The 21,100-nt window shown below is 36.7% G+C and carries 15 protein-coding genes; 5 read left to right on the top strand and 10 right to left on the bottom strand.

The annotated features are described in order from the left end of the window. Nucleotides 1-21: 21 nt before the first annotated feature. The 3 genes from FNW07_RS06585 to rpsA form a co-directional block, all read right to left on the bottom strand. Nucleotides 22-2,367, bottom strand: coding sequence for a T9SS type A sorting domain-containing protein (locus tag FNW07_RS06585; protein ID WP_144265620.1), 2,346 nt, complete (start codon nucleotides 2,365-2,367; stop codon nucleotides 22-24). Between the two features lie 106 nt (nucleotides 2,368-2,473). Further along, nucleotides 2,474-6,013, bottom strand: coding sequence for a T9SS type A sorting domain-containing protein (locus FNW07_RS06580; protein ID WP_144265619.1), 3,540 nt, complete (start codon nucleotides 6,011-6,013; stop codon nucleotides 2,474-2,476). A gap of 538 nt (nucleotides 6,014-6,551) precedes the next feature. Then, nucleotides 6,552-8,327: a 30S ribosomal protein S1 gene (gene rpsA, locus FNW07_RS06575; protein ID WP_126745237.1), complete on the bottom strand. Its 1,776-nt coding sequence runs from the start codon at nucleotides 8,325-8,327 to the stop codon at nucleotides 6,552-6,554. A 359-nt stretch (nucleotides 8,328-8,686) separates the two neighbouring features. On the opposite strand from rpsA, the gene FNW07_RS06570 reads away from it, so the two are divergent. Further along, on the top strand, nucleotides 8,687-9,271 hold the full coding sequence (locus FNW07_RS06570; protein ID WP_126745238.1) for a hypothetical protein: 585 nt from the start codon (nucleotides 8,687-8,689) through the stop codon (nucleotides 9,269-9,271). Nucleotides 9,272-9,290: 19 nt separating this feature from the next. On the opposite strand, the gene FNW07_RS06565 is transcribed toward FNW07_RS06570, so the two are convergent. From FNW07_RS06565 to FNW07_RS06535, 7 genes are all read right to left on the bottom strand, one after another. Further along, nucleotides 9,291-10,616: a nucleoside permease gene (locus FNW07_RS06565; RefSeq protein ID WP_126745239.1), complete on the bottom strand. Its 1,326-nt coding sequence runs from the start codon at nucleotides 10,614-10,616 to the stop codon at nucleotides 9,291-9,293. Between the two features lie 100 nt (nucleotides 10,617-10,716). Continuing rightward, nucleotides 10,717-11,403 (bottom strand): (d)CMP kinase, encoded by a 687-nt coding sequence (gene cmk, locus FNW07_RS06560; protein WP_126745240.1) that lies wholly within the window; start codon nucleotides 11,401-11,403, stop codon nucleotides 10,717-10,719. A 14-nt stretch (nucleotides 11,404-11,417) separates the two neighbouring features. Further along, on the bottom strand, nucleotides 11,418-12,440 hold the full coding sequence (porQ, locus tag FNW07_RS06555) for a type IX secretion system protein PorQ (RefSeq protein ID WP_126745241.1): 1,023 nt from the start codon (nucleotides 12,438-12,440) through the stop codon (nucleotides 11,418-11,420). Nucleotides 12,441-12,525: 85 nt separating this feature from the next. After that, a complete protein-coding gene (gene lon / locus FNW07_RS06550) occupies nucleotides 12,526-14,976 on the bottom strand; it encodes an endopeptidase La (RefSeq protein ID WP_126745242.1) in 2,451 nt (816 codons plus the stop codon). A 185-nt stretch (nucleotides 14,977-15,161) separates the two neighbouring features. Then, nucleotides 15,162-16,106, bottom strand: coding sequence for a DUF6252 family protein (locus FNW07_RS06545; RefSeq protein WP_126745243.1), 945 nt, complete (start codon nucleotides 16,104-16,106; stop codon nucleotides 15,162-15,164). Nucleotides 16,107-16,152: 46 nt separating this feature from the next. After that, complete coding sequence (locus FNW07_RS06540) at nucleotides 16,153-17,478, bottom strand: MFS transporter (RefSeq protein WP_126745244.1); 1,326 nt, start codon at nucleotides 17,476-17,478, stop codon at nucleotides 16,153-16,155. A 65-nt stretch (nucleotides 17,479-17,543) separates the two neighbouring features. Continuing rightward, complete coding sequence (locus tag FNW07_RS06535; RefSeq protein WP_126745245.1) at nucleotides 17,544-18,362, bottom strand: M48 family metallopeptidase; 819 nt, start codon at nucleotides 18,360-18,362, stop codon at nucleotides 17,544-17,546. Between the two features lie 206 nt (nucleotides 18,363-18,568). Here FNW07_RS06535 and FNW07_RS06530 point away from each other — a divergent pair, with 206 nt between their 5' ends. The 4 genes from FNW07_RS06530 to nth are packed head-to-tail and all read left to right on the top strand — an operon-like array spanning nucleotide 18,569 to nucleotide 20,987. Next, nucleotides 18,569-19,471, top strand: coding sequence for an alpha/beta hydrolase family protein (locus FNW07_RS06530; RefSeq protein WP_370511495.1), 903 nt, complete (start codon nucleotides 18,569-18,571; stop codon nucleotides 19,469-19,471). Between the two features lie 11 nt (nucleotides 19,472-19,482). Next, entirely contained in the window at nucleotides 19,483-19,959 is a 477-nt protein-coding gene (gene msrB / locus FNW07_RS06525; RefSeq protein ID WP_126745246.1) for a peptide-methionine (R)-S-oxide reductase MsrB, read from the top strand. Beyond that, nucleotides 19,956-20,348 carry a peptide-methionine (R)-S-oxide reductase MsrB gene (gene msrB, locus FNW07_RS06520; RefSeq protein WP_126745247.1) on the top strand — a complete coding sequence of 131 codons (393 nt, stop codon included), beginning with the start codon at nucleotides 19,956-19,958 and terminating at the stop codon, nucleotides 20,346-20,348. Before msrB (FNW07_RS06525) ends, msrB (FNW07_RS06520) begins: the two co-directional genes overlap by 4 nt. Next, a complete protein-coding gene (gene nth, locus FNW07_RS06515) occupies nucleotides 20,349-20,987 on the top strand; it encodes an endonuclease III (protein ID WP_126745248.1) in 639 nt (212 codons plus the stop codon). It abuts the gene before it with no gap. Nucleotides 20,988-21,100: the final 113 nt, after the last annotated feature.

Genomic DNA, 21,100 nt, shown 5'->3' with positions numbered 1-21,100 from the left:
TTTGATATCTATTAATGAACATTAGTTCTTGATAAACCTCGTATTCGCAGTCCCTTTATCCGAATTGATTTTAATAAAATAATTTCCTTTGGTCAAACCCGAAACATCAACGTTTTTGGTATTTTGGGCATTTGGAATCACCAAAACCAATTGACCTAATGTATTGTAAATATTGATGGAAGTTACTTCAATCGTTTCTTTTGCGGTAATATTCAGGACGTCTTTCACCGGATTGGGATACACGCTGAAGTAATTTGAAAACACAAAATCCTGTGTCGCCAAAACGGCAATAGTTGTCGTAGCCGTATTGGTTACAATCGGGAAATTATAATCAAAATAAATACTTGCATTATTAGTAAATGTATCTCCCAAAACCAGTGTCGGTTTGGTCTTAATTTTGAAAGCAACATAGCCATCGTTATTGGCATTATCGAAAGGCAAATTTATATTTTCAAAGATAAACTCCACTTTATTTCCTGCAGTTATATTGGTAACAAACGAATGGCTTCCTTTTATTGGAAATAAAGTATTGATATCGAATTTTGTTAAGTCAATCAGGTCTTTCACTACAATATTCTGAGCCGGGAATGTTCCTGTATTCTCAAAACGAATCATGTAATGTACATAATCGCCCACTTTTGCAGGAGAGATGGTAGCACCTTCCAAGCAGGTTTTATCATTTGGATCAAATGAATTCACAACGGTTTGATTATAAGCAAATATATTGTCATTTGGTATTTCATCCGTTACTGGACTTGTAATGGAAGCACGATAATTTAAAATATATCCTGAATTAACTGCAGGTGTCTCCATGGGAGAATTTACATTTAGTGTTAGTAAAATCAATCTGTTTTCCAATGGTAATAAATTGGTAAAATTCCAGGATAAATTATTCAATGTTTGGCTGGAAGCAGTTGGGTTTGCGGAAACTAAATCTAAAACTGCATCATTAAAAGTAAGATTTACTGAACCTGATTGTGTGTTTGATCCTTTGTTTTTATATATGATTTGATATTTAGCATCAAAACCTGGTCTTGCAGGAATTATTGGCAATACAGAAACCTCTAAATCATTATGAATTCCATTTTTAGTGACGCAAAAATTTTGATTAAATGGACTGGCTTGTGCTGGGAAAGTGACATTTACTGATGTTGGTGAAACGTTGAAGTAAGTTGGATTTTCTAAAACCGGGGTGATAACATGTGTTCCCGCCTGAACAGGAATAGAATAGTTTCCAGAAATGCCGGATGTTGCAATTCCGAAATTTGTTCCGTCTGAAAGATTAAATTTTAAATTAGGGAAATACGCGTCATTACTATCACATCCATTAGCAGTTGCATCGAATTTACTGTTACCACTAATAGTATAATACATTCCACCAGGCACAAATGTACAATAAGTCGATACTGAACAATTATAATATAGAAAGCCATCACCATAAATCATACTCTCTACAGAACTAACTTGGCTCTCATCCGCACAAATATATTTAAGGTTTGGGTTTCCTTGCATGGATAATGATTCATTTCTCCCATTTTTCATAAACAAGGAAGTAAGTTGATTTAGTTCACACCACAAGCTGGTTAAACTAGTTAGGTTAGAGACATTAAGTGTCCTTAAGAAATTAGTACCACAAAATAAACCAGTAAGATTTGTCAAATGATTCACTTCCAAAGAAGTAAGTCTGTTGTAAGAACACTGTAGGTCTCTAAAATTACTCGATACTCCTAAAGTATTAATCGAAGTTAAATAATTATGACTACAATCCACACTTAATAAACTTGGTAAGTTACTAACATTTAATGTTGTAAGTTGATTGTAGGGACAGTCAAGATCATCTAAATTATTTAGGCCTGAAACATTTAAAGAAGTCAGTCTGCAACTACTGCAATCCACCATTACAAGATTAGCTTGGGCCCTAAGATCTAAAGAACCTAATGGATTATTAAAACAATGCAAACTGATAAGGTTTGGCAAATTGGAAAGCTGAAAAGTACTTGAAGTCAGTTGATTACTTTCACACCTTAAATATAAGAGATTATTTGATGAAATATTAAGTGAAGTTAATGGATTAGTGCTACAATTCAGGGCCTTAAGGTTTGTAAAACTATTTATTCCCTCCAACGATGAAATTGCGCTATTATAAACATATAATTCACCAACCTGCATTGCTTCACTAGCTTCAATCTGTCCATTACTATTTGAATCAATTTTAATATAATTGCCTGCTAAGTTTTTAGCTATATAATTACTCGGAGTTGCGGATAACAACTTCGCCTTGAAATTAGCATCCGGAATATTCACAATCTGTGCATATACACCACTAAACAAAAACAACCCCAACAACAAAAAGTAAAACTTCTTCATAAATACAATTTAGGTTGCAAATATAAAGGAACCGAATCTTTTATAGTCATTTTTTCCCACAAAAAAAGCCCCAACATTGTGAGGCTTTTATATCTATTAATGAACATTAGTTCTTGATAAACCTCGTATTCGCAGTCCCTTTATCCGAATTGATTTTAATAAAATAATTTCCTTTGGTCAAACCCGAAACATCAATGTTTTTGGTATTTTGGGCATTTGGAATCACCAAAACCAATTGACCTAATGTATTGTAAATACTGATGGAAGTTACTTCAATCGTTTCTTTTGCGGTAATATTCAGGACGTCTTTCACCGGATTGGGATACACGCTGAAGTAATTTGAAAACACAAAATCCTGTGTCGCCAAAACAGCTATAGTGGTCGTAGCGGTATTGGTCACGATCGGGAAATTATAATCAAAATAAATGCTGGCGGTATTACTGAAAGTATTCCCCAAAACCAGTGTTGGTTTGGTCTTGATTTTGAAAGCGACATAGCCATCATTATTGGCATCATCAAATGGTAAATTGATATTTTCAAAGATGAATTCTACCTTGTTTCCAGATGTGATATTGGTAACAAACGAATGGCTACCTTTTATTGGAAATAAAGTATTGATATCGAATTTTGTTAAGTCAATCATATCTTTCACTACAATATTCTGAGCAGGGAATGTTCCTGTATTCTCAAAACGAATCATGTAATGTACATAATCGCCCACTTTTGCAGGAGAGATGGTAGCACCTTCCAAGCAGGTTTTATCATTTGGATCAAATGAATTCAGTGCAGTTTGATTAAAAACTAAGGTATTATCTATCGGCGTATCATCAGTTGCCCCCGAAACTGTGGCTGTATAATTCAAAACATAACCATTGTTTACCGGTGGTGTTTCCGTTGGGGAATTCACGTTTAGGGTTAACATGATTTCCCTTGTTTCAAATGGCTTAAAATTAACAAAATCCCAGCTCAAGTTATTAGTCGTTTGATTTGAAGTTATTGGATTTGCAGAAACAAAATCTAAAACTGAATCATTAAAATTTAAATTTACGGTTCCTGATTGTATGTTGTTTCCTTTATTTTTATAGATGATTTTATATTTTGCATCAAAACCCGGTCTGGCAGGTGCAACAGGTATTATCGAAACTTCCAAATCGGGATGCATACCGCTCGCCGTAACACAAAAATTTTGAATAAACGGATTAGCTTGTGCTGGGAAAGTAACATTTACCGTGGATGGTGAAACATTAAAATAGGCCGGATTTTCCAAAACAGGGACTATCATATGTGTTCCAGCTCCTATAGAAAAGCTATAACTTCCTAAATTATTGGGTATTAGAGTAAATCCATCAATTTCCAACTTTAAAAAAGGGAAAATTAAATCATTGATATCGCACCCGTCAATATTTAAATCCAACTTATTATTTCCAGAAACGCCATAAAAATCATCTCCTTTCAAAGTTATTATTTTACTTGACAATGTTTGTTTGTACGAATTAAAATTTCCGCCGATAAAAATTTTCCCAGTAGACTGAAGTGCAATTGCTAAAACTGAAGCATCAACTGCGCCATATGAATTGAAATTCATATCTACACTTCCAGTTACATTTAATCGTGCAAACCTAGTATGCAACTGGTCTCCAATTTTTGTGAAATTTCCACCTATCAAAATTTTATTATCTGGTTGAATTACAATTGAACTAACGCCTCCCACTACTTGAAATGGATTAACATATGTTGATGATCCGTTAAGCTCTATTCTTTTTATACCGGTAGTAGTACCTGCTAATATTTTACCGGACTGTTCTTCAATCAGGACATTTATCGGGTCAATATAACTGGAACGAAAAGAATCCAATGTGCCATTACTGTTTAATCGTGCAAGGTTATCTACGCTTTGGGGATAATTACCACCATATGAATATTGGTAAAATGATCCTCCAACAATTATTTTACCACTAGACTGTAATACAATGGAATTTGCAACTCCAGGATAAAAACCATTTGCGCCAGTATTAAAACTAGTATCCACACTTGCATTGGCGTTTAGCCTTACTATTCCCATTGCTAAAGATCTTCCACCCAGATTATCATAGTAACCAGTAAATGCTCCGGCGACAATAATTTTACTATCAGGCTGCAATTTAATAGCTCTGACCCCACCTGTACCTTCAAAACCTTTGTTGATGATATTAAAAGTATTGTCCATACTCCCATCTATATTTAACCTGATAATTTTCTGAGCTATTACATTATTAAACATATAAAAATCACCCCCAACAAGAATAGCACCATTCGGTTGTATTACAATTGCATTTACCGTATTGTTGAAACCTGCTCCAACGTTAAAGGTCATGTCTTTGCTGTAATCTGGATTTAGACGAACAATAAAATTAGATGGTTCTCCCTTATATGCAGTAAACTCACCTCCTACCAAAATTTTATTATCCGGTTGAAGGACAATAACTTTAACCTTAGCATTAAAGCCAGCAAATGAATTAAAAGTATTATCAATTGTTCCATCATTATTTAACCTTCCAACCCCGTCAAATTTAAATCCAAAACCTGAACAATACCCAGCCCTTTGAATAAGTATTTTATCGTCATTTTGAATGGTTAGTCCATAATAAATTTGTTGAGTACCACACATAGCAGATCCAGTTGTGAAATTGAAGCTTGTATCTATACTTCCGTTACCATTTAGTTTTAATACATAGTTATTGCTATTATAATTGCCATTTGACATAGCGAAATCTGAACTTATAAATATTTCCCCAGTAGAATCAACAACTATTGATTGTATTTTACTAAAAACATAACCGTCGGTAGAAAAGGACGAATCAAAACTGCCATCGGCATTCAATCTTATTAAATCATTGACTGGCAATCCATTATATGTTGTAAATTCTCCTCCTAATAATATCTTCCCGTCAGATTGTATTGCAAATGACATAATATAATCATTAAGTGCAAACCATACACTTGGACTAATGAATGTTAGATCTAAACTTCCTTCAGAATTAAATCTTTTTACTCTTTTGTTATAATTATCTATTGCTAATATCTTCCCATTTGACAGACATTTAATTTGTCCATTCAAATCGCTGATATTAAAACTACTGTCAATACTTCCGTCATCGTTTAACCTAAAAAGAGATGAAACTCCATTTAAGATTCCGCAAACAACAATTTTTCCATCAGATTGAAAACTAACAGACCTAGTTACCGTTACTCCAGGACAATTGAAAGTAGTGTCCAGATCACCATTGGTATTTAATCTTATTAATTTATTGACTTGCGTACCATTATAACTATTAAACGTTCCACTCACTACTATTTTCCCGCTTGGTTGAATTTCAAAAATATCAATTGAATAATCCAATGTATATAGTGAAAAACCTAATCCAACATTAAAGCTTAAATCCTTAATGTTATTATCAATTCTTTCCAATCCAAAACCACTATTAATTATTATTTTACCATCGGGCTGTATCTTAGCTATTGGGCGGCTACTGTTTTTTCCTTGTTTTGAGTAATTATAATAATTTAAAGGCATTAAATCATTAAAAGCATGCTCAATATCTGCGGCATTTTGAGAAAAAACAAGTGAGGAAATAAAAAACACAAACAGAAAGTATATTTTTGTCATAAAAATAATTTTGGCTACAAAGATATACTAATAAACGAATTAGTTAATTTTTTTTCCACAAAATGGGCAATGGTATGACACCTTGATTTTAATACAGCTTGCACGTAACAGACCCGATAAATAGTGTCCTGAACGTGGTAAAGGGCGTCCCGAGCGTGGTAGACCACGTCTCCTAACGTGCCTGACCACGTCCCGAAAGGTGGTTGACCACGTGCTGACCATAGCTGACCACGTCCTACAACGTGGTTAACCACGTCCACCAACGTGGTAAATGGGGTTCCGGACGCGGTTGACCAGGTCCCTCAATGTGGCAAACGGATTTCCAAACGTGGCGAACCACGTCCTACGACGTGGATGACCACGTCCTACAACGTGGTAGACGGAGTTCCGAACGTGGTTCACCACGTCTAACAACGTGGTCAACCCCGTCCCCCAACGTGGTTGACCACGTTTTACACACCTCCTGCCCTGACCGGAAAGTACCAAAACAAAAAAAGCCCCGCAATTGCGGGGCTTTTCAATATTCAGATAAGAAAGATTATTTTCCTCCTTTTTCCATTTTAGCTTTCAATTCAGCAAGAATATCATTGTTATCTCCTAATGTAGATGCAGATGCATTGTTGTTAGATGATGAATTGGTATTCTCAACAGCCGCTTTCACATTTTTCTCTTCTTCTTCACGGAAGATAGCAGTGTGAGATGCAACAACTCTTTTGAATTCTTTGTTGAATTCGATTACTTTGAAGTCAGCTGAATCACCTTTTTTCAATTTCTTTCCGTCTTCTTTTTCAAGGTGACGTGTAGGAATGAAAGCAACGATATCATCTCCGAATTCTACAGTAGCTCCTTTGTCAACAATTTCAGAAATTTCACCTGTGTGGATAGTTCCAACAGCGAAAGAATCTTCATACTGATCCCAAGGATTAGCAGTAGTTTGTTTATGACCTAAAGATAATTTACGTCCATCAACATCTAATTCTAATACTAGTACCTCTAATTTTTCACCAACATTTACAAATTCAGATGGGTGTTTGATTTTCTTAGTCCAAGAAAGGTCAGAGATATAAATCAATCCGTCGATACCTTCTTCAAGTTCTACGAAAATTCCAAAGTTTGTAAAGTTTCTAACGATACCTGAATGTTTAGAACCTACAGGGTATTTAGAAGTGATATCTGTCCAAGGATCTTGAGTCAATTGTTTGATACCTAATGACATTTTACGGTCTTCTCTGTCTAAAGTTAAGATAACTGCCTCAACAACATCTCCAACTTTTACGAAATCCTGAGCTGAACGCAAGTGCGTAGACCAAGACATTTCAGAAACGTGGATCAAACCTTCAACACCTTCAGCAACTTCGATAAATGCACCGTAATCAGCGATTACAACTACTTTACCTTTAACTTTATCACCTACTTTTAGTTCAGCGTTCAAAGCATCCCATGGGTGAGCGTTCAATTGTTTTAAACCTAATTGGATTCTTGTTTTCTCATCATCAAAGTCAAGAATAACAACATTCAATTTTTGGTCTAATTCAAGAACTTCACTTGGGTGATTGATTCTTGACCAAGAAAGGTCTGTAATGTGGATTAATCCATCTACACCACCTAAGTCAATGAAGACACCATAAGAAGTAATGTTTTTAACAACACCTTCTAATACTTGTCCTTTTTGTAATTGACCGATAATTTCTTTTTTCTGTACTTCAATATCCGCTTCAATAAGCGCTTTGTGAGAAACAACAACGTTTTTGAATTCGTGGTTAATTTTCACAACTTTGAATTCCATCATTTTGTTTACATATACATCGTAATCTCTAATTGGCTTAACGTCAATTTGAGATCCTGGTAGGAAAGCCTCAATTCCGAAAACGTCCACGATCATACCACCTTTAGTTCTGCATTTTACAAAACCATTAACGATTTCTCCTGTTTCGTTAGCCGAAATAACTCTGTCCCAAGATTTAATAGTACGTGCTTTTCTGTGAGACAATACCAACTGACCTGTTTTATCCTCACGGATGTCAATCAATACTTCTACTTTGTCACCTACTTTTAGGTTTGGATTGTAACGGAATTCGTTAAGAGAGATAACACCTTCCGACTTAGCGTTGATGTCAACAATAGCGTCTCTGTCTGTAATTCTTACTACAGTACCTTCTACTACTTCTTCCTGATCAGTATCAATAAAAGTTTTTGATACTAATTCTTCAAATTCCTGCAGGTTTTTCTGATCAACAGCATCGATACCTTCTTCGAAGTTGTGCCAGTTGAATTCTGCTAAAAACTGCTCTTGTGATTTTAATGTTTCAGACATTCTGATAAAAAATTTGTATTCTGCATTCTCTCGGGTTTCTGGTTGTGAAAGAAAACAACAGAAGTTGTTTGTGTAATTTATTGATACCTAATGGAAACCCTTATCCACCAAAAGGTGTGCAAAGATAACACATCTATATCTATTTGTCAAGTTTTTTTAACACGAAAATAATTAATCGCACCATAAGTAACGATTTGATTTTCAGAAGCGCATAGTGCGGGCTTCTTTACCGGTGTCATTCCCGCTCTTGCCTTTATCTCTCCGCTGCGCTGCGAGGATATCGTCGCCATCGGGGCTATGGGAGATTTGTAGTGATTGTCAGCATTGAAATGTTTCTTACTTTTGGCAAAAAAACCAACGTGAATAACTCTTTTCCAATTTTTGAACCCAGTAATAAAATTTTTCAGCCTACTAAAGGGAATATACTGTCTCTAGCGGCACTGGCGTTTTTTATTATTATATCAGTAGTAAAAAATCCACATCCCTATATAAAAATTACCGCAGTAGTTCTAGTGTTAGTTTGGAGTTTTTATATAACAACAAACTCTCTAAGGTATCAATCCCTAAATGGAAAATATGAAGGCACTCTCACTTTTAATGCAACGGATTTAAGCATAAATGAACGGAAAATAAACATTTCAGAAATTAAAACAATTCATGTAGGAACTAGCGATTACGAAGGAAAAGAAAGGGGTTCTAAGAACATTTTTCCGATGTCTAACGGTACAAATAATTTATTGGAACTGACATTAACTTCCGGGGAAGTTATTAAGCTGTTTTTCAAAATAAATTTTATGCAGCACGAATCCTTAAAACCATTTGTCATTTCATTAGTAAAAAATGAACGGATATCTTTTGAGAAAGCGTTGGAAGTCTTAAAATTGGATGATGATTTTTATATCAACAAATTCAAAAACGAGTTAAACAAAAAAGAGCCTGAATAATCAGGCTCTTTTATTTTTATTAATGTGTTATATTTTCCAATGCTTTCGGATCGTGCTTGTGCTTGAACATGATGGCAAACGCGATAGCGATAATCAAGGAATAGATGGTAAACGATAACCAGATGTTATGCCAGTCTTTTACATCTCCTTGTGTATAATAATTATCGATTACATAGCCACTGATTTTACTTCCCAGATAGGCGCCAAACCCATTTGTCATCATCATAAACAATCCCTGAGCACTGGAACGGATCTTGGGATCTGTCGTAGTTTCTACAAACAGTGAACCTGAAATATTGAAGAAATCAAATGCCATTCCGTATACGATACAAGATAAAATTATCATCCATAAACCACCAGCAGGATCACCATATGCAAACAAACCAAAACGCAATACCCACGCTATCATTGAAAACAACATTACCTGTTTAATTCCAAAACGCTTCAGGAAAAACGGAATAGCCAAAATGAACAAAGTCTCTGATATTTGAGATATGGACATAATTATGGTCGAATATTCGACTACAAAAGAGTTTTTATATTCAGGGATTTTTGCAAAATCATTTAAAAAAGTATCCCCATACATATTGGTCAATTGTAAAGCACCTCCCAAAAACATAGAAAATATAAAGAACAACGCCATTTTATAACTTCCAAACAACTTAAAGGCCGTTAAACCTAATTGCTCAATAAATGATGATTCATTTGAAATTGTTTTTTGCGGCGGGCATTTCGGCAACGTAAAAGAATAGATTCCCAAAACGATTGCCATGACAGCTGCTATGTAGAATTGGTTGGCGTAAATGGGACTACCAGTGAACCCTGACAACGTGTTACCAACGCTTAAACCTAATTCCTTTACAATTTGTGGCGGGGTTGGTGAACTAAAGATATTTGTTATCCACATAGCCACAATGAATCCAACAGTTCCCCAAACACGAATCGGAGGAAAAACCTTAACAACATCAAATTTATTATTCTTTAAAATAGTATATGCAATAGAATTTGATAACGAGATAGTTGGCATATAACAAATCATTGCTCCAAAAATCACATAGTATAAAGTATCGGGATCATTGACTTTAGGGACATACAACAAAATTATTCCATAAAAAATATGCAAAATTCCATACAATTTTTCAGCATTTAGCCATTTATCAGCTATAATACCTGTGATTGCCGGCATAAATAAAGAAGAAAGACCCAAAGTTGAAAAAATGGCTCCAAATTGAGCTCCTGTCCATCCTTTGGCATTAAAACAATATGTTCCAATTGTAATTAACCAGGCTCCCCAAACAAAAAACTGAAGAAAGCTCATCATGGTCAGACGATTCTTAATACTCATAGTATTGGTATTTTTAATTATGTAATTGTAAATTTTAGCGGGCGTAAAACTAACAATAAATTAATATATTCAAATGAAAATCGAAGTTATTATCAACAAATTATTGGATTCGGTTCACTAATGCCAAAACTTTATCAAATTGTTCTTCTCTTGAAAGGTGGGAATTGTCGATTTCAATGGCATTTTCCGCTTTTACCAAAGGGGAGTCATCGCGGTGGGTATCGATGTAATCCCGCTCTTCCACGTTTTGAAGTACTTCTTTATAAGAAACAGCATCACCTTTTTGCTGAAGTTCGTCAAAACGTCGCTGCGCACGGGTTTGCGCACTGGCGGTCATGAAAATTTTGAGTTCGGCATCCGGAAAAACAACGGTTCCGATATCCCTGCCATCCATCACGATAGCTTTATCTTTTCCCATTTCCTTTTGTTGTTCCACTAATTTGGCACGTACTTCGGAGATTTCGGCTATTTTGCTGACAAAATTAGAAACCCTGAGGCTCCGGATTTCCTGCTCAACATTGGTTCCGTTAAGGTACATTTCCCCAAATCCCAAGTCAGGATTAAATTGGAATTGCAAATTGATAAAAGGAAGGCTTCTGATTAAGGTTTCCTTATCAAAAAATGCAGCGTCGATATACCCATTCTGCAATGCGAAATAAGTGACAGCGCGATACATAGCACCGGTATCCACATATACATATCCTAATGCGGCCGCTAATTGTTTGGCCAAAGTGCTCTTCCCTGTTGATGAAAATCCATCAATTGCAATAGTGATTTTTTTATCCAAAATGAAGTTGATTTTTATTCCTGAAAATTAATTGTGAGTCCAAATAAACTGGTATTCCCTGCCAGAGTATATCTGGAGTACGAATAATTAAATTTCAATTTATTGACTTTTATTCCAAAACCTACCGAAATACCGGAAAAGGTTCGTTGTTCCAGTAACTTCAATTCTGCCGCCCGCCGGAAATTGTAACCGATCCGGATATTGAATACTTTTTTGGGAAACAATTCGGCACCCAGAATTACGTGACGCATCGCATTATTTAAAAAAGATACTTTTTCTTCTGTGGATCCGCCATCAATAGAACCTTCAGCTCTTGCCGGATTAGAAAAAGCCACTTTCCATTGTTGTAGATTTTCCAACGTTAAATGCCATCTTATGGGTACATTTTGCAATTGTTGGGAAACCCCTGCTATTATTTCCAATGGGAGTTTTTCCCTTGTCTCATCATAAGTAGTGAATTGCATCCCAATATTCCTGACGACCAGGGCATAATTAATTTCATTGGTTTCGTCCAGATACAATGCTCCCAAATCCAGTGCGCCTCCAAAAGAATTATAACTTTCGAGTGTTGAAGAAATGAGTTTGGCATTAGCACCCAAATGTATATCGGTGTTGGGAACATTATAGGCATAGCCAAATGACAATGCTATTTCGCTTCCGGTAAATTCGGCAGTGGCGTCCCCGTTTTCATCCCGACCTTCAAATTTTCCATAATTTACATAGTTGACTCCCGCTTGGAAAGTCTGGAGATGCCGGTCGTAAGTATAGGCATATGATGCCGTTCCGTAGGTAACTTCGCCAAAATAGCTTCCATAATTCAATGCCAGATGATTGTCCATGTCGGCATTAATGGTCGCCGGATTATAATGCGCCTGATTGACATCATCATCATAAATAGTAATGGCTTTACCTCCTAAGGCTGCTTGTCGGGGCGACGTTATCAGATTCAGGAATTGATAAACAGACTGACCTCCTATCTGCCCGTACGATACAGTACAAAGTAAAAAAAAGCAAACATAAAGGAATTTTCCAGTCATAAGTTTCGGTTCTGCATAGTATAACGCAAATGCGAAGATATTATTTTTAATAAAAAAAACGGCTAATTTCTCAGCCGTTTTTAATTTATAAGACTTTTGGGTTTTTAACTTTTTGATCCGTGATGGCTATAGTCAATACATCACTCATTTCCTTAACATAATGAAAAGTGAGCCCTTCCACATATTCGGCTTTGATTTCATCAATATCGCTTTTATTTTCGTGGCAAAGGATGATTTCCTTAATATTGGCCCTCTTTGCTGCCAGGATTTTTTCTTTGATACCACCTACCGGCAATACTTTACCTCTCAAGGTAATTTCCCCTGTCATCGCAAGGTTTTTCCTTACACGTTTCTGTGTAAGGAGTGACACTAATGAAGTCAACATTGCAATTCCTGCACTTGGTCCGTCTTTTGGAGTTGCTCCCTCCGGAACGTGAAGGTGAATGTTGTATTTTGGTAATATCTCTGGGTTTATACCTAATAATTCAGCATTGGATTTTATGTATTCCAAAGCGATCGTGGCCGATTCCTTCATGACAGTACCTAAATTTCCGGTAATCGACATGGTTCCTTTTCCTTGTGAAATCAAGGATTCGATAAACAGGATATCCCCTCCTACACTGGTCCAGGCCAATCCGGTAACTACCCCGGCAACATCATTACTTTCGGATTTGTCTCTTCCTAATCTTGGAACACCCAGAACTTTTATAATATCCGCATCGGTCACTTTAAGATTGTATTCTTCTTCCATTGCTACAGATTTAGCCGCATTACGGATAACCTGTGCCAGTTTAGCCTCGAGACCCCGAACTCCGGATTCCCGGGTATAGCCTTCCACAATTTTTTCTAATTGCCTTTTGCCAATAGTCAATTGTTTTGGAGTTAACCCATGCTCTTTCAATTGTTTTGGAAACAAATGCTGACGTGCAATCTCAACTTTCTCCTCAATGGTATATCCTGACATTTTAATCACTTCCATTCTGTCTTTCAATGCCGGCTGAATAGTCGCCATATTGTTTGAGGTGGCAATAAACATTACTTTCGACAGATCGTAACCCAATTCAAGGAAATTGTCGTAAAACGCGTTATTTTGCTCCGGATCCAATACTTCCAATAACGCTGAAGACGGATCTCCCTGATTGCTAACCGATAACTTATCGATTTCATCCAAAACAAAAACCGGATTTGATGTCCCCGCTTTTTTCAGGCTTTGAATAATCCTTCCGGACATCGCACCAATATAGGTTTTTCTGTGACCACGGATTTCTGCCTCATCACGAAGTCCGCCAAGCGAGATTCTGACATATTTTCTGCCCAACGCTTCGGCTACTGATTTTCCAATGGATGTTTTCCCGACTCCGGGAGGTCCTGTCAAACAGATAATTGGTGATTTCATATCATTTCTCAATTTCAAAACCGCCAAATGCTCAATCATTCTCTTCTTTACATCTTCCAATCCAAAATGGTCGCGGTCCAATATTTTCTGGGCGCGTTTCAGGTCAAAATTATCTTTCGAATATTCATTCCACGGCAATTCCAAAAACAAGTCCAGATAATTCCTCTGTATACCAAAATCTGGTGCCTGTGGATTCATCCGACGCATTTTGGCTAACTCTTTCTCGAAATGTTTTTTTGTTTTTTCATCCCACTTCTTGGTTAAGGACTTATGAAGCATTTCGTCCATTTCTTCTTCCTGCGAAGCGCCACCCAATTCTTCCTGGATGGTCTTCATTTGCTGATGCAAAAAGTATTCGCGTTGCTGTTGGTCTAAATCAAAACGGACTTTCGATTGGATATCATTTTTCAATTCCAATTTCTGTAACTCCACATTCATAAAACGAAGCGTTTTTAAGGCCCTGTCTTTTAAGTCGTTGATCATCAGTAAATCCTGTTTCTCTTCAACTGATAAATTCATGTTTGAGGAAACGAAATTGATAAGGAAAGAATGGCTTTCTATATTTTTGATGGCAAAAGTGGCTTCGGTTGGGATGTTTGGACTTTCCTTGATAATCTGGATAGCCAATTCCTTAATCGACTCAATAATCGCCAAAAATTCGGTGTTGTTTTTTTGGGGTCTCTTTTCGGAAACCTCCTTAATGGCAGCGGTCATGTAAGGCACTTCTGAAATCACACTGTCAATTTCAAAACGTTTTTTTCCCTGAAGGATAACGGTAATATTTCCGTCAGGCATTTTTAATACCCGGAGAATTCTGGCTACGGTACCAATATGGTGAATGTCATCTTTGGAAGGGTCTTCGTCAAGTTCATTTTTTTGGGCCACCACTCCAATGATTTTTCCGGCAGCGTTCGCATCGTTGATCAATTTGATGGATTTATCTCTTCCTGCGGTAATCGGAATTACAACTCCGGGGAATAAAACGGTATTACGCAAAGGTAAAATAGGCAAGGAACCAGGCAGTTCCTCATTGTTCATCTCCTCTTCATCCTCCGGCGTTAATAAAGGTATTAATTCGGCATCAGTATCGAATTCCTGCAGTGACAAATTGTCAATTGTAATTATCTTATGTTGTGACATGGTATAAATTAAGTCATTTTGGCGTTAGAAATTTATAAAGGGTATCAAATATAGCATAACTAAGCGATTATTAACCGAAAAACTGATCATTAGCCACCTAATTTAATACGCACCTAAAATAGACAATCTTTATGCCATAAAAAATCCCGAATTACTTCGGGATTCTAATTTTATTATGATTGCTGTTATAAATAAGTCACATCAAAAGTTCCTTCTGTAATTGCGTGAGTCGTTGTAGGAGGTAAAACTGTGCTTGCTGTGAAACTAAATGTCCCTTTAATTCTTTTATTTGCAACATCATGCGAAATAATTGTCATTGTTCCATCCCCACCGTATATACCTGAGGCAGAATCAATGTATTGTCCCCTGGCATCTGAACTGAAAGCGGTAAATGGATAAACCGCACCCGCTACTGCATTATCAGGCATGGAGAGACCAATATTCTCAATATTCCCTCTTCTGCCTACAAGGGATATCATTCCACTCATCTTCATTCCGGTAATATTTGTCGGAGTATAAGTTGCCCCATCAAGCTTTGCTGTAAATACATTTCCTGTTGGTGCAGTGGTATCTCCTGTATAGGGCAGGTTTGTAAATGAACCGTTCGTGAACGTTTTTGTAGTTACAGTAGTTACGGAACCATCCGCAAATCTAACTCCGGTAAAATGGAATGTCCCGGAAATTTTATGATTTTGGATATCGATGCTTGTGATTGTTATTTCAGCCGTATCTGTATAATTGGCAAAATCAGCAAAAGTTCCCACATCATCTCTGGCTCCCAAATAAGGAATACTGCCTGAACCTCCACTGTACGCCAATGCAAAACCGCCCGTTGTATCGAAATCATCCCAAGTATAGGTACCTACAGCTGCATTAGGTATTGTGATTTGAAAAAATTCTCCTGACGATTTTCTTCCGTTAATCGAAATATAATCATCGTTAACAATTGCTTGAGTGGTATTTGCGGTGAATGTTTGTCCATCGAAATCTGCTTTAAAAACAGCTGCATTATCTCCATTATCGTTTAAATCAATTGCCGGATCTAATGGTTCATTATCACCTGTACAAGAGATCAAACTTATAGCTGCGAACAAAAAAAGAGCCGCTCTAAAAAATTTTATTTTTTTCATTATGAAGATTTTGGAAGATTTAATTTTTCCCAAATGTATATTATTTTTATTCTTTTACCAATATTTTTTTTGGCACCTTATTTAATAAAACAATTCCCAATATAAAAAATACTGCCAAAAAGACTATCGCAAATCTTGGACTGCCAGTAACCTGATCTATAACCCCATAGATACACATACCGATAACGATACTAATTTTCTCGGAAACATCATAAAAACTAAAAAAAGAAGCGGTATCTTCTGTTTGTGGTAACATTTTGGAATAAGTAGAACGGGATAAAGCTTGAATCCCACCAAAAACTACCCCTACCACAGCCGCAGTAATGTAAAACTGAATCGGCAATGTGATAAAATAAGCGGCGGTACATATTCCCACCCAAATGAAACAAAGCACGATCAACGTCCTGATATTTCCATATTTATCGGATGCTTTTGAAGTTAAAATAGCTCCAAAAACCGCTACCAATTGAATCAATAAAATACTTATTATCATGCCGGTGGTTTTCTCGCTATCCGATTTCCAGGCTATTTCTTGTTCTCCAAAATAGGCTGCAATCAGAATAGCGGTCTGAACAGCCATATTGAAGACGAAAAAACTAAATAAATATTTCTTTAACGTCTGATTTTCGCCTAATAATTTCCATACCTTTTTCAATTCCTGAAAACCATTAAATACAACAGCTCTGGTCACTTTATGTCCTTTATTGCCTTTTGGCAAATAATAATAAGTATATTGACTAAAAATAATCCACCAAATACCAACCATAACAAAGGAATATCGCATGGCTTTCATACTTGCTTCTCCAGAAGTTCCGCTAATTCCAAAAAAATCAGGTTTCATTACCATAGCCAAATTCACAAGTAGTAAAAGCACACTACCAATATATCCGAACGAAAAACCTTTGGCACTTACTTTATCTTGCTGGTCTTTAAAAGCTATATCTGGAAGATAAGAGTTGTAAAAAACCAAACTCCCCCAAAAACCGATTAATCCAAAATAATAAAAGAGTAAGCTCAAATAGATATGGTCCAAACTGAACCAATACAAACCGATACTGGCCAACGCGCCCAGATAACAAAAGAATTTCATGAAGGCTTTTTTGTTCCCAATATAATCGGCAATACCAGATAAAATAGGGGAAAACAAAGCTACAGTCAAAAAAGCAGCTGCCGTTACAAAGCCAATTAAAGCCGAACTTTTGAAATGCGTCCCAAAAGCATCTATATACAAATCACCTTTGATTTTGAAAAGTGCACCATAAAATATAGGAAAAATGGCAGACGTAATCACCAGGCTGTACACCGAATTTGCCCAATCATAAAATGCCCATGCATTCAATAATTTTTTACTTCCCTTCTCCAGATTTGCCATAATAATTTTTTATTCAGATAAAAAAAAAGCTGCCCAAATGGGCAGCTCGAAGATAGTCTATTTTTTTATTTATAAACAACCCCGAATTTTTTAGCATCGGCTTTTGCATCCGGTATCTGCTTTTTCAAGTTGGAGATACGCGTCTTATCAGAAGGGTGCGTACTTAAAAATTCCGGAGGCGCATTTCCACCAGCTTTTGCAGACATTCTCGTCCAAAAAGTAATGGCATGGTCGGGATTATACCCTGCAATCGCCATTAATTTTAATCCAATCATATCGGCCTCACTCTCATGACTGCGGCTAAAAGGCAGCATCCCTGCCAGGTTAGAACCCAAACCATAATATTGTTGCCACATTTGTTGTTTTTCCGCACTTTGCCCTCCAGTTGCAAGTCCAACACCAACGGCACCAAGCTGCTGTAGCTGTGCAGCGCTCATACGTTGAGCACCATGATTGGCCAAAGCATGCGCAACCTCATGGGCCATTACCGTAGCGATACCGGCATCATCTTGACAAATAGGAAGGATCCCTGTATAAAAAACAATTTTACCACCCGGCATACACCAGGCATTTACCTCTTTATTGTCGATTAATTTATACTCCCATGCATAGCCGTTCAAATATCCTTTATAGCCATTTGCATCCAGATATTTTTCGGCAGCATTTTTAATTTTCATACCTACAGTTTCAATCCTCCTTGCATCTGTAGTTCCGGTAATCACTTTATGTTCTTTCAAAAAAGAATCATACTGTTGAAAAGCGCTCGGAAATAATTGTTCATTTGAAACAAAATTCAAATTGTTTTTACCGGTGAACGGGTTTTTAGTAGTACACGAGACTACTGAAAACACACAGATTACTGTAATTAAAAGACGTTTTTTCATAATATTGTTTTTTTGTATATTGTAAATTTACAAATTTTTATTAAAACTATAATATCATAATTATTTAAATTTCTTACATTTTTATGTATTAACATTATAGCTAATGATTTATATTTCATACAATTACGATTATATTTTAATCATACCAAATAAAATACCAGCCTCGCATCATTCTGCATTTTTAAGTTTTATTTAATACTAATAAAATGATAAATAAAGTAACTTGCAGTCTATTGTCATATATGGAAAAAACTACTATCACCAAAAAAGAGACGGTCCCAACAATTCCCAGACCAATCATTATTTTTGCAAAAACACTGCGATTCCTATCCGAGAGATGGGCCACTTTATTTTTAGCAAGATTATTTACGACGCCTATCAAGCATAAAATGCCAAAAAGGGAATTGGAAATGGATCGAAAGAGTAAGCAAGAATTGCTACGGATTCCGACATTGAATAAAAAGGTAATGGTATACAATTATGGGAGTGGAGAAAAGACCGTTCTTTTGGTCCACGGTTGGTCAGGACGCGGTACGCAGTTAGTAAAATTTGCCCAAGAGTTAGTGAAATTGGGATATTGTACCATTAGTTTTGATGCCCCCGCGCATGGGAAATCACCTGGCACCAAGACCATCATGACGGAGTTCATTGCTTCGGTAATGGAAATTGAAAAAAAGTTTGGGCCATTCGAAGCTGCCATTGGACATTCGTTAGGCGGAATGACATTATTGAATGCTCTTAAAAGAGGTTTGCAATTAAATAAGGTGGTTATCATAGGTAGTGGAGATAAAGTTCAGGATATTATAACTGATTTTGTCACAAAACTAGAGCTGACACCTGAAAGTGGCGAACAGTTGAAATTGCATTTTGAAAAGCAATTTGGGGAAACCATGGAGAGCTATTCTTCGTATATAGCTGCAAAGGAAATTGATATTCCGGTATTGGTCATACATGATGAAAATGATTATGAAGTTCCTGTTCAAGCAGGAATTCATATCCATAAGCAACTCCGAAAAGGAGATCTATTGATAACAAAAGGCTTGGGACATCGCAAGATTCTTGGTAATCATCAGGTGATTGAAAAGGTAATACAGTTCATTAACAACTAATTTTTTAAAGTATGAAAAACTGTTTAATATTATTTACACTTATTTTTTCCATAGTAAGCTGTCAAGGACAAGAAAAAAAGAAAACAACCACGGCGAAAATCCATAAAACGGAAGCCGAATGGAAAAAAATCCTTACCCCTGAAGAATATCAGGTCCTGCGTCAAAAAGGAACGGAAAGAGCCTTTACCGGTAAATATGTAAATACTTTTGAAAAGGGAAAATATGTATGTGCAGCCTGCGGGAACGTCTTATTTTATTCGGATGCAAAATTTCATTCGGACTGTGGCTGGCCGTCCTTTGACAAAGCAATAAAAGGTTCTGTCACGTATGTAACGGACAATACTTTTGGGATGTCGAGGACTGAGGTTAATTGCGCACGCTGCGGAGGGCATCTAGGTCATGTTTTTGATGATGGACCAAAAGAAACTACCGGACAACGCTTTTGTACCAATTCCGTATCTGTTAAATTTATACCTGAGAAAAAATGAAATATCCAATCGAAAAATCGGAAGAACAATGGAAAGAGGAATTAGGGGAAGAACGATACCGAATTCTGCGTTTGAAAGGAACGGAAGCGCCGCACTCCGGGCAATACAACATGACAAATGAGGATGGTACTTACTGTTGTGGAGGTTGTGGAGAAGCTTTATTTGGAAGTGATGCCAAGTTTGATGCTCATTGTGGTTGGCCTTCATTTGACGAGGCTTTGCCCGGAAAAGTAACTTATATAAAGGACAGTACACATGGAATGATACGTACTGAAATTCTTTGCGCTAACTGCGGCGGTCACCTCGGCCATGTTTTTGATGATGGACCATCCGCTACCGGTGTCCGTTATTGTGTCAATTCATTATCGATAGACTTTAAAGAAAAGTAAATGGAATTATTTGAGGATTCAGAAGACTGGAAAAATAAACTAAAGCCTATCCTGGTTAAATATAAAGGCAGAAAACATCCGTTGGATTATCAGAATCTGTATCAATTATTGGTGATGGTGGTGCTGTCGGCTCAGGATTCCGATGCCAATATCAACAAAATTGCCCATGCCCTTTTCGAAGTTTATCCGAGCATGGAAACGCTTGTTGTTTCAAATGCAGAAGCATTAATTCCACATATTTCCAAAGTCAGAAATTTTTATACCAAAGCTAATTGGTTGATAGAAATTGCCCACACCATACAAAAAGACAAGGCTATCCCGCTGACAATGGAAGGTTTAACTGCCTTGAAAGGTGTCGGCAGAAAATCTGCGAATGTGATTATGCGCGAATCAAAAGTGCCTGCTGAAGGTATTATAGCGGATCTGCATGTGATTCGGGTCGCCCCAAGAATTGGGATAATTCCCGAAGCCAAAGACGGAATTAAAGTGGAAAAACTGCTGATGCAAGCCTTGCCAAAAGATATCTGGGGCGAAATTGGTATGGCCATTTCCTTTTTAGGAAGAGAAATCTGCCGTCCTACGCCTAAATGCCCGGAATGTCCAGTAAAAAACGTTTGTGAATATTACAAAGAGCATTAATTATAGGATTTGGGCGTGCCCTTCCGGAAAAGGTCAGGTCGGGCTTTATGCTGTATCCACGCCAAAAAGCGTGGGATGCCGCTGCAATCCCTCACGCGAACAACATTTAAACA

It is taken from the genome of Flavobacterium sp. GT3R68 (genome assembly GCF_007109225.1).
In the GTDB taxonomy this organism is placed as follows: Bacteria; Bacteroidota; Bacteroidia; order Flavobacteriales; family Flavobacteriaceae; genus Flavobacterium.
The sequence above is the reverse complement of the archived record's forward strand: the minus strand, read 5'-3'. Positions and strand labels throughout refer to the sequence as shown.

Coding starts and splice junctions, on each gene's coding strand:
- FNW07_RS06585 (WP_144265620.1), bottom strand. CDS start 2,367: ATGAAGAAGTTTTACTTTTTGTTGTTGGGGTTGTTTTTGTTTAGTGGT.
- FNW07_RS06580 (WP_144265619.1), bottom strand. CDS start 6,013: ATGACAAAAATATACTTTCTGTTTGTGTTTTTTATTTCCTCACTTGTT.
- rpsA (WP_126745237.1), bottom strand. CDS start 8,327: ATGTCTGAAACATTAAAATCACAAGAGCAGTTTTTAGCAGAATTCAAC.
- FNW07_RS06565 (WP_126745239.1), bottom strand. CDS start 10,616: ATGAGTATTAAGAATCGTCTGACCATGATGAGCTTTCTTCAGTTTTTT.
- porQ (WP_126745241.1), bottom strand. CDS start 12,440: ATGACTGGAAAATTCCTTTATGTTTGCTTTTTTTTACTTTGTACTGTA.
- lon (WP_126745242.1), bottom strand. CDS start 14,976: ATGTCACAACATAAGATAATTACAATTGACAATTTGTCACTGCAGGAA.
- FNW07_RS06545 (WP_126745243.1), bottom strand. CDS start 16,106: ATGAAAAAAATAAAATTTTTTAGAGCGGCTCTTTTTTTGTTCGCAGCT.
- FNW07_RS06540 (WP_126745244.1), bottom strand. CDS start 17,478: ATGGCAAATCTGGAGAAGGGAAGTAAAAAATTATTGAATGCATGGGCA.
- FNW07_RS06535 (WP_126745245.1), bottom strand. CDS start 18,362: ATGAAAAAACGTCTTTTAATTACAGTAATCTGTGTGTTTTCAGTAGTC.
- FNW07_RS06530 (WP_370511495.1), top strand. CDS start 18,569: ATGATAAATAAAGTAACTTGCAGTCTATTGTCATATATGGAAAAAACT.
- msrB (WP_126745246.1), top strand. CDS start 19,483: ATGAAAAACTGTTTAATATTATTTACACTTATTTTTTCCATAGTAAGC.
- msrB (WP_126745247.1), top strand. CDS start 19,956: ATGAAATATCCAATCGAAAAATCGGAAGAACAATGGAAAGAGGAATTA.
- nth (WP_126745248.1), top strand. CDS start 20,349: ATGGAATTATTTGAGGATTCAGAAGACTGGAAAAATAAACTAAAGCCT.